General features: G+C 39.2%; 10 protein-coding genes. All 10 read left to right on the forward strand.

From position 1 onward, the window contains the following. Positions 1-865 (forward strand): glycosyltransferase family 4 protein (locus B0E43_RS22700; protein ID WP_077353706.1); only part of this gene is annotated, 865 nt, incomplete at its 5' end. Next, a complete protein-coding gene (locus B0E43_RS22705) occupies positions 866-1,885 on the forward strand; it encodes a polysaccharide biosynthesis protein (RefSeq protein ID WP_077353707.1) in 1,020 nt (339 codons plus the stop codon). It begins immediately after the preceding gene. Then, the gene (gene wecB / locus B0E43_RS22710) at positions 1,885-3,009 is read left to right on the forward strand and encodes a non-hydrolyzing UDP-N-acetylglucosamine 2-epimerase (protein ID WP_077353708.1); all 1,125 of its coding nucleotides are present in this window, start codon (positions 1,885-1,887) and stop codon (positions 3,007-3,009) included. Before B0E43_RS22705 ends, wecB begins: the two co-directional genes overlap by 1 nt. A gap of 74 nt (positions 3,010-3,083) precedes the next feature. Beyond that, complete coding sequence (locus B0E43_RS22715; RefSeq protein WP_077353709.1) at positions 3,084-3,950, forward strand: SDR family oxidoreductase; 867 nt, start codon at positions 3,084-3,086, stop codon at positions 3,948-3,950. Then, on the forward strand, positions 3,943-5,136 hold the full coding sequence (locus B0E43_RS22720) for a glycosyltransferase family 4 protein (protein WP_077353710.1): 1,194 nt from the start codon (positions 3,943-3,945) through the stop codon (positions 5,134-5,136). Before B0E43_RS22715 ends, B0E43_RS22720 begins: the two co-directional genes overlap by 8 nt. After that, a complete protein-coding gene (locus B0E43_RS22725) occupies positions 5,129-5,557 on the forward strand; it encodes a WxcM-like domain-containing protein (protein ID WP_168172003.1) in 429 nt (142 codons plus the stop codon). Before B0E43_RS22720 ends, B0E43_RS22725 begins: the two co-directional genes overlap by 8 nt. After that, a complete protein-coding gene (locus B0E43_RS22730) occupies positions 5,554-7,209 on the forward strand; it encodes a capsule assembly Wzi family protein (RefSeq protein WP_077353712.1) in 1,656 nt (551 codons plus the stop codon). Before B0E43_RS22725 ends, B0E43_RS22730 begins: the two co-directional genes overlap by 4 nt. Further along, a complete protein-coding gene (locus B0E43_RS22735) occupies positions 7,210-7,932 on the forward strand; it encodes a methyltransferase domain-containing protein (RefSeq protein ID WP_077353713.1) in 723 nt (240 codons plus the stop codon). 6 nt (positions 7,933-7,938) lie between these two features. After that, the gene (metK, locus tag B0E43_RS22740) at positions 7,939-9,192 is read left to right on the forward strand and encodes a methionine adenosyltransferase (RefSeq protein ID WP_077353714.1); all 1,254 of its coding nucleotides are present in this window, start codon (positions 7,939-7,941) and stop codon (positions 9,190-9,192) included. A gap of 40 nt (positions 9,193-9,232) precedes the next feature. Next, positions 9,233-9,359, forward strand: a 127-nt coding sequence (locus B0E43_RS22745; protein WP_139352718.1) for an adenosylhomocysteinase, incomplete at its 3' end; no start/stop codon positions are given.

The raw sequence follows: 9,359 nt of genomic DNA on the forward strand, positions 1-9,359 counted from the left end.
TTGTGAGGTAATACATTTTTCCAGTCTTTTCTTTCATCCTACTTTAATTCTTTTGTTGGTAGGTCTTCCTCGAGGAATAAAATTCGTTTTTTCACCTCGTGGTGAATTATATCCTGCTGCTTTAGCAAAATCTCGATTACAAAAAAAAATTTATTTGTTTTTTCTTAGGATTTTCGCTCCAAGATTTGTTTTCCATGCAACAAACTTTACTGAGGCCAATTTGATAAAGAAATACTTTCCTAATTGCAAAAAAATTGAAGTACTTCCAAATTATATTCCAATTCGAAATCTTTTTTTTGACATCGATCAAAAAAAACAAATTCTTTTTTTGGGTAGAATTAATGAAATTAAGAATATTCATCTGGTTCTTGAGGCTTTTAGCATTTTAACTAATAAAGGTTTTAATGTGCCTGATCTATTAATTGTTGGATCTGCTATTTTGGAATCTGAGTGTCTATATTTTGATTATTTAAAAAAATTAGTAAGCGATTTGAAACTTACTAATCATATTAAATTTTTAGGACATCTTAGTGGAGATGAAAAGTTTAGACTTATTCAGGAAAGTCGCTGCCTTATTCTTCCAAGTAAATCTGAAAATTTTGGAAATGTTGTTTTAGAGTCTCTAATGATGGGGACTCCTGTAATTGTCTCTAAAGGTACTCCTTGGGAAATTTTAGAAGATAGAAAAGTGGGTTTTTGGATAAATTCGGATTCTGAATCTATAGCTAATAGTCTTTATTTGATTTTGGATATGGATGATAAGTCCTATTCCCAAATGCGGATATCCGCTCGTGAGTTTGTTATTAGTGAATTTGATATAAGTACAAAAATTAGTAAATGGGAAAAATTTTATAAATCACTCTAGATGTTCAAAAATAAAACTCTTTTAATTACAGGAGGTACCGGTTCCTTTGGAAATGCGGTGCTATCACGTTTTTTAAATTCTGATTTGAATGAAATAAGGATTTTCTCCAGGGATGAAAAGAAGCAGCATGATATGCGAGTTTCCCTGAATCATCCTAAAGTCAAATTTTATATCGGTGATGTCCGTGATTTCAATAGCCTTGACTTAGCTCTTAAGGGAGTTGACTTTGTTTTTCAAGCTGCTGCTCTCAAGCAGGTACCTTCTTGTGAGTTTTTTCCGATAGAAGCAACTAAAACAAATGTTTTTGGAACTGAAAATGTAATTAAAGCGTGCGTTGCCAATAATGTTAAGAATGTAATTTGTTTAAGTACAGATAAAGCAGCCTATCCTATTAATGCGATGGGAATGACTAAGGCGTTAATGGAAAAAGTTGCTGTTGCCGAATCAAGAAATATTCGAGAAGATAAGACTAAAGTCTGTCTTACTAGGTATGGTAATGTGATGGCTTCCCGAGGCTCGGTAATTCCTTTGTTTGTGGATCAGATCAAGGCCGGTAAGGATCTGACCATTACCAATCCTGAGATGACACGATACTTAATGTCTCTGGATGAAGCTGTTGATCTGGTATTGTTTGCTTTTGAACACGGAAATCAAGGTGATCTTTTTGTCCAGAAAGCTCCTGCTTCAACAATTGGTCATTTGGCTCAGGCCTTAATAGAACTATTTGAAGCAGGGAATTCAGTTAAGGTAATTGGCACCCGGCACGGAGAGAAGTTATACGAAACACTCTGCACCAGAGAAGAAATGGAAAAAGCTGATGATTTGGGTGATTTCTATCGAATTCCAGCTGATAATAGGGATTTAAATTATGGGAACTATTTCACCGAAGGGAGTACTAAAATCGGAGAAATAGAAGATTATAATTCCCACAATACTAAAAGGCTGTCTATTCCTGAAATTAAGGAGAAGCTTTTAGGACTGGATTACATACAAGAAGAGCTTAAAATGTGGAACAAGTAATGAAAAAATTGAAAGTTGTTACTGTTGTAGGGACAAGGCCAGAGATAATCCGATTAGCTGAATGTATTAAAAAGTGCGATCAGTTTTTTGATCATGTACTAGTTCACACCGGACAAAATTATGATTACACGCTGAATCAGATTTTTTTCGAAGATCTTCAATTACGACAACCAGACTTTTACCTCAATGTTGCCGGCAAACATCTGGGCGAAACCATTGGGAACGTAATAGCGAAATCATACGAGCTATTGTCAGAAATCAAGCCCGATGCTTTGTTGGTGTTGGGAGATACGAATAGTGTACTCTGTACAATCGCCGCCAAACGTTTGAAGATTCCGATCTTCCATATGGAGGCCGGTAATAGGTGCTTTGATCAGAATGTTCCGGAAGAAATTAACCGCAAAATCTCAGACCATATCTCTGATATTAACCTTACCTACACCGAGAATAGCAGAAGATATCTTTTAAGCGAGGGATTTCGAAAGGATCATGTATTTGTAACTGGTTCGCCTTTGAACGAAGTATTGGACAAATACAAAACGGAGATTTTAAGTTCTGATGTGGTCCAAAAGTTAGGATTGAAGCCAGGTAAATTCATCGTGGTTAGCGCGCATCGGGAGGAAAATATTGACTTGAAAAATCACTTTGAGATTTTGGCTGAAGCATTGAATGAGGTAGCTGAAGTCTATCAGATGCCGGTCATCTTCAGTACCCATCCCCGCACCAGAAAAAGGATTAAAGAAAATGGGGTGGTGTTTAATGATTTGATCAGAAACATAGAGCCTCTTGGATTCTTTGATTATGTAAGCCTTCAAAAAGAGGCTTTTGTTGTCCTGTCCGACTCCGGTACCATTTCTGAGGAATCGGCTATGATGAACTTTCCTGCAGTAAGCATTCGTACTAGTACAGAAAGACCCGAAGCAATTGATGCAGGTACCATTGTGCTGGGAGGAATTTCCAAGGAAAGCATGCTTCAGTCCATCCCCATAGCCAGGGAGCTTCACCTTAGTAGTCAACAGCATCTTCCATTTGAATATGATATTAAAAACTGTTCTACCAGAGTGATCCGGACAATCCAGAGTTATACTGCAATAGTAAACCACGTTACCTGGAATAAACAATGAAATCGAGGCACACATGGGAATATTTATTAATAATTCGAGATTCTATCTGACCGCCGAAAATCAATTGTAAATACATGAAAAAAGTCTTGATTTTGGGTTCAACCGGCATGTTGGGTCATCAAGTTTACTTTAAATTGAAGGATAATCCAGCAATCCACCTGATGGATTTATCATTCAGAAATAAACTTCACGAGAATACAGTTGTTTGTGATATTACTGATTCCAAGAAACTTTCTGAGATAATTCAAGACTATATGCCTGATGTTATCGTGAATTGCATCGGCATTTTAATCAAGGGATCTCAGTTTAACCCTAAGAATTCAATCTTTATCAACGCCTATTTTCCGCATTGGCTTACTGCTGAGGCAGATAATTATGGCGGGCAAGTAATCCATATATCGACAGATTGTGTATTTTCAGGAAAAAAGGGCGGATACCTGGAATCAGATTTTAGGGATGCAGACGATGTTTATGGAAGAGGGAAGGCCTTGGGAGAATTATTTTCCAAGAAACATCTTACTTTAAGAACATCAATCATTGGACCGGAGTTGAAAGTCAATGGTGAAGGTCTATTTCATTGGTTTATGAATCAGACAGGAGATGTCAATGGTTATACGGAAGCGTATTGGGGTGGTGTTACTACCACTGAGTTGGCCAAAGTGATAGAAGAATGCATTGAGCATCCACGGTTTGGACTTTATCATATTACTAATGGAAGCCCAATTTCGAAATTTGAGCTTCTGAAATTGTTTAATTCATCCTTCAAGCGGTGCATTAATGTTCAACCTTTTGAAGGGAAAAAAGTGGATAAAAGTCTTAAAACAGAGTTTGAAACCGAGTTCAAGCAAATTCCAACTTATCATGAGATGATAGATGAAATGAAGATGTTCATGGAATCCAATTCAAGTTTATACATACCAATTTATCCATCCTTTGGCTAAAAAATTATTGATAATAGGGGAGGCATTTTTTCCAGAAGATTTTATCATCAATGATCTGGCTCAGGAATGGTCTTCCAAAGGCTATCAAATTGAGGTCTTGACCAGAACTCCTTCCTATCCCTATGGCAAAACATTCAACGGGTATAAAAATAGGATTTACCAAAAGTCGTTCTTCGGGGATATTCCAGTACACCGGGTTATGGTAATTCCTGGCTACCAAAAAAACCAAATTATCAAAATATTGAATTACCTGAGTTTCGTTTTTTTTGCGTCCATTGTAGGTGTTTTCATAGGTAGAAAATTTGACCGGGTATTTGTCTATCAAACTGGCCCGCTGACAGTCGCCATTCCTGGAAGTGTAATTAAGTTGCTATATAAGACACAGATGACCATTTGGACTCAGGACTTATGGCCGGATACAGTTTATGCTTATGGGTTCAAAAAGACAAAGCTTCTGGGCGCAGTACTGAATCGCTTAGTGTCATTTGTTTACAATAATTCGGACAGTATAGCGGTTTCATGTCGTGGATTCTCACCCAAACTAAGTAGCTATCTAACTTCTCCAAAAAGCATCCACTGGGTTCCAAATTGGCCTTTAATTGATTCCAAGTCCGAAAATGCTGTATCATTGCCGGGTACGTTCAATTTCACCTTTGCAGGAAATATTGGCAAAGTGCAAAATCTGGACAATGTATTAAAGGGATTTAAAACAGTTGCTGAAAAATTCCCATATGCTTGGCTGAATCTAATAGGAGATGGTTCAGCTGTGGAAGAGCTTCAGGAGCTTGTAAAAAAGCATGGAATTTCAAATGTGAATTTTGTCGGTCGGAGACCACTTGAAGAAATGCCTGATTTTTTTGAAGCAAGCAATGTCCTTTTGATTTCTCTTGTTGATGCGCCTATCTATGAAATCATGATCCCCAGTAAATTCCAGACCTATCTCAATTATGAAAAGCCAATATTTGCTGTAATGAAGGGTGAAGTTCCATCCATGATCGAGGATTACCTTTTAGGCTTTAGCGCATCCTGCAACGAGGTTGACGAAATTAGGCTTGGCTTTGAACGGTTTTTGAAATCAAGTGCAGAGGAATTGAACAGTATGGGATTGGCTTCAAAAAAACTTCTTGAGGAATCTTTTGAGCGAAAAATTAATATTCAAAAACTGACAGATCTGGCCTTTGAATAGCATTCATTCCTTTGATATTAATTTTCATCATGACAGTAGAGGTAGGCTAGAATATTGTAATGACTTCGATCTCTCCGGATTTAAGAGGTTTTATATGATCTCTCCTTCGGAGTCGGGACAAATCAGGGCCTGGCAGGCGCATAAATCCGAGGAAAAGGTCTTCGTGCCGATCTATGGTAAAATCAAATTGGTATTGGTGCCGATTTTGGATTGGACTTCCAAAGAGGTAGGCAACCCGCTTGTGAAAATTCTGGACTGCGATGTTCCTGCCCTGGTTCATGTTCCCGGAGGATTTGCTAATGGATTTCAATTTCTGGATTTGAATGCCAAACTGATGGTGTTTTCTAATTTTTCGTTGAAAGAGTCCAAACAAGATGATTTTCGGTTTGATTCAAAAGAATTTTTCGATTGGCATCAATGAATAAATATCTCATTTCGGCAGGATTTTGTCTGTTTGCTTTGATTTCGTCCAAGGTATTTGCCCAGTCTCTTCCTGCTGGATTTCCTGTTTTGGAAGAAAAGCAAAGGAGATCTCAAATATTGAAATTCGATGCCGTTAATGGATCCTTTTTACTTAAACCGTTTATTGAGGGAGATTCCTTGTATCCGGTCACTCAAGATATTGAAAATCAAATCAAAGGTCTTGAAATTGGAATTCTACCAATTCTTAACACAAACCGCATAACCACCAAAAGGCCTTACGGCTGGGGCGATTATGGCCTGATTCCCAACCCAGGTTTTCAGACTTATTTTTCAGGAGGTGTACAGGCCAAGTATAAGTTCATCAATTTCACCTTTCGGCCGGAATTGGTTTTAGCCCAAAATGGACGATTTGATACTGATTTGGAAGAAATGAGCACTTCTGAAATTCAGAGTCGCTTTTTTCTGTGGAACTGGGGAGATTTCCCGGAACGCTATGGCGATTCCTGGATAGTTAAACCCTGGTGGGGGCAATCCGAGCTGACGTTTCAGTACGGATCTTTTGAAATCGGAGGTGCCACCCAAAATATTTGGTGGGGACCTGGTCAGTTTAATGCTTTGACTTTTTCAAACAATGCCCAGGGCTTTCCTCATTTGACACTGAACACTACAAAACCTGCCCGAACTTTCTTGGGCAACTTCGAAACACAGTTGATTGTGGGTAGGTTGGAAAACTCCGGTGTGCCTCCTTCCCAGAATGAAGATTTGAATGAACAATATTTTATTCCTTTTTCCGGTGATTGGAGATATTTGAATGCTTTATTGATTTCTTACAATCCAAAATGGGTTCCAGGACTGTTCCTGGGATTTACCCGAACTTTTCACCAGTATAGTGAATCCATGGAATCCGGTTTCTTGGCCTATTTTCCGGTATTCGAACCTGTGACAAAAACCAATTACGGGTTTGATAGGGATCAAAATGGCCAATCTCAACAAATTTCATTTTTTGGCAGATGGGTTTTTCCGAAATCTCGAAATGAAATCTATTTTGAATATGGCAGAAGAGATCATTCATACAACTGGCGTGAATTTATATTGAATCCCGAACATGCCAGAGCCTATATCCTAGGCTTTATTCAACTTTTTGAACTTTCTGAAATGGGGAAACTGGTACAGGTAAGAGGAGAAATCACACATCAGCAAGAGTCGGTAAACCGTTACATTCGTTACATGGGCTTAGGAGGGGGATTGACTTGGCACACCCATACACCTGCCAGAGGATTTGTTAATTATGGTCAGCCTTTGGGGGTAGGGATAGGAACAGGATCAAATGTCCAAACACTCGAAGTTGCTCTTATCGAAGGTGTTGAAAAAATGGGACTTGTATTTGAACGTTTGGCCAATAATCAGGATTTTTACTATAAAGCCCAACTCCAGAATTCGGAGCGCAAACCCTGGATCGATCTTTCCCTAGGATTCCTTTTTGACAAGCAATTCAACAACCTCTTGCTCAGTTCCAAACTGCAGCTGATCCACGCCCGCAATTATCAATGGCAGTTCGATCCAGCCAGTACATCGGAATTTCCCAAAGGGGAAAATCTGACTTCCGTCATGGCCCAGGCAAGTTTAGTTTACTTCCTAAAAACTAATTAAATGATAAGGTATTTTGTTCAATTAAACAGGAATGCTTCAAATTCCATCATTAAGTATTTAGATTCTATTTTGGGATCAATAAGTGATTCTGAAAAATATTTCTATAGCCAGTTTCAAAAATCTTACATCAATTCTACAGTTCTTGAAATTGGTGGTACAGGTAGACCAATTTTTAGGAAAGATGATATTGGGGATTATATTGGTTTAGATATTGATACTAGTTTTGATTTTAAAGAAAAGTATCATAAATACTTTGCTCAATCCTGCGAGGAGGAAAATGAGAATTTGAAGGCCGATATGATTTTTTCAAAATATCTATTGGAGCACGTTCCAAATAATTCAAAAACATTTAAAAATATTGAGGATTGGCTAATTCCTGGCGGAAAATCTGTGCATATATTTCCTTTAGGTTTTCATCCATTTTCATTGGCTAATAAACTGGCAGGGAATAAATTTGCGAAAAAATTAATCCCGATTTTGAGACCCGGTACCGAAGCAATTACAGGTTATCCCGCCTTTTATAATTTATGTAATAGTTGGGATTTACATAAAGTAGCATCAAATTCTAAGTTGAAATATAAGGTGAAATATTTCTTTGGAGCGGAAGATTACTTTGCCTTTTTCCTACCACTTTCAATATCTGTATACTTTTTCAATAGGTTTTGCCACTTGTTCCGTCTCAATATTTTTGCTTCAAATGCAGTTTTAATAATTAATAAGTAGTTTAATATGGCATATTTATTCACCTCAGAGTCAGTGTCTGAGGGTCATCCTGACAAAATCGCTGACCAAATCTCCGACGCGCTGATAGATAACTTTTTAGCCTTCGATCCCAAATCCAAAGTAGCTTGTGAAACCCTCGTGACCACCGGACAGGTATTCCTAGCTGGCGAGGTGAAGTCCGACATTTATCTGGACGTGCAGAAAATCGCCCGTGACGTGATCAACCGAATCGGTTACACCAAGAGCGAGTACATGTTTGAGGGCAATTCCTGTGGGGTACTTTCTGCCATTCACGAGCAGTCTGCCGACATCAACCAAGGTGTAGAACGCAAGAATCCTGAAGAGCAGGGTGCCGGTGATCAGGGTATGATGTTCGGTTATGCGACCAACGAAACCGAAAACTACATGCCGCTGGCGTTGGATCTTTCTCACATGATCTTGAAGGAACTTGCAGCTCTTCGCAGAGAAAACAAGGACATCACTTACCTCAGACCGGATTCCAAGTCTCAGGTGACCATCGAATACAGCGACGACAATGTGCCTCAGCGGATCGATGCGATTGTGGTTTCTACCCAGCACGATGACTTCGATGCGGAAGAAGCCATGCTTGCCAAAATCAAATCCGACATCATTACTATCCTGATCCCAAGGGTGAAAGCACAGTTGAAGCCTGAGCTTCAGAAGCTGTTCACCGATGAGATCGTATATCACATCAACCCAACCGGCAAGTTTGTAATCGGTGGTCCTCACGGAGATACCGGATTGACCGGAAGAAAAATCATCGTGGATACCTACGGTGGAAAAGGTGCTCACGGTGGAGGAGCTTTCTCAGGAAAAGATCCTTCGAAAGTGGACCGTTCCGCAGCTTACGCTACCCGTCACATTGCCAAAAACATGGTGGCAGCGGGAGTCGCTGACGAAATCCTGGTTCAGGTATCTTATGCAATCGGTGTAGACAAGCCAATGGGAATCTATGTGAATACCAACGGAACTGCCAAAGTTGGCTTGAGTGACGGCGAAATCGCAAAGAAAGTGGAAGCCATCTTCGAAATGCGTCCTTATGCCATCGAGCAAAGACTAAAGCTGAGAAATCCGATCTATGAGGAAACTGCGGCCTACGGACACATGGGCAGGAAAAATGAACTGGAGAAAAAGACCTTCTATTCTCCTTATCGCGAAGCCATTGTGAAGGAAGTAGAGCTTTTCACTTGGGAAAAACTGGACTATGTAGACAAGGTGAAAGCCGAATTTGGACTTTAACCCTTAACTCTTAACCAATTAACTATTAACAAATCACATTATGTCAGAAATTAAATCTGAAAAATTCATTCAGTACAAAGTAAAAGACATCTCACTTGCCGAGTGGGGGAGAAAAGAAATCAGGTTGGCTGAGGCAGAAATGCCTGGTTTGATGGCTTTGAGAGCTG

Source organism: Algoriphagus sp. A40 (assembly GCF_002002735.1).
Taxonomy (GTDB): Bacteria; Bacteroidota; Bacteroidia; order Cytophagales; family Cyclobacteriaceae; genus Algoriphagus.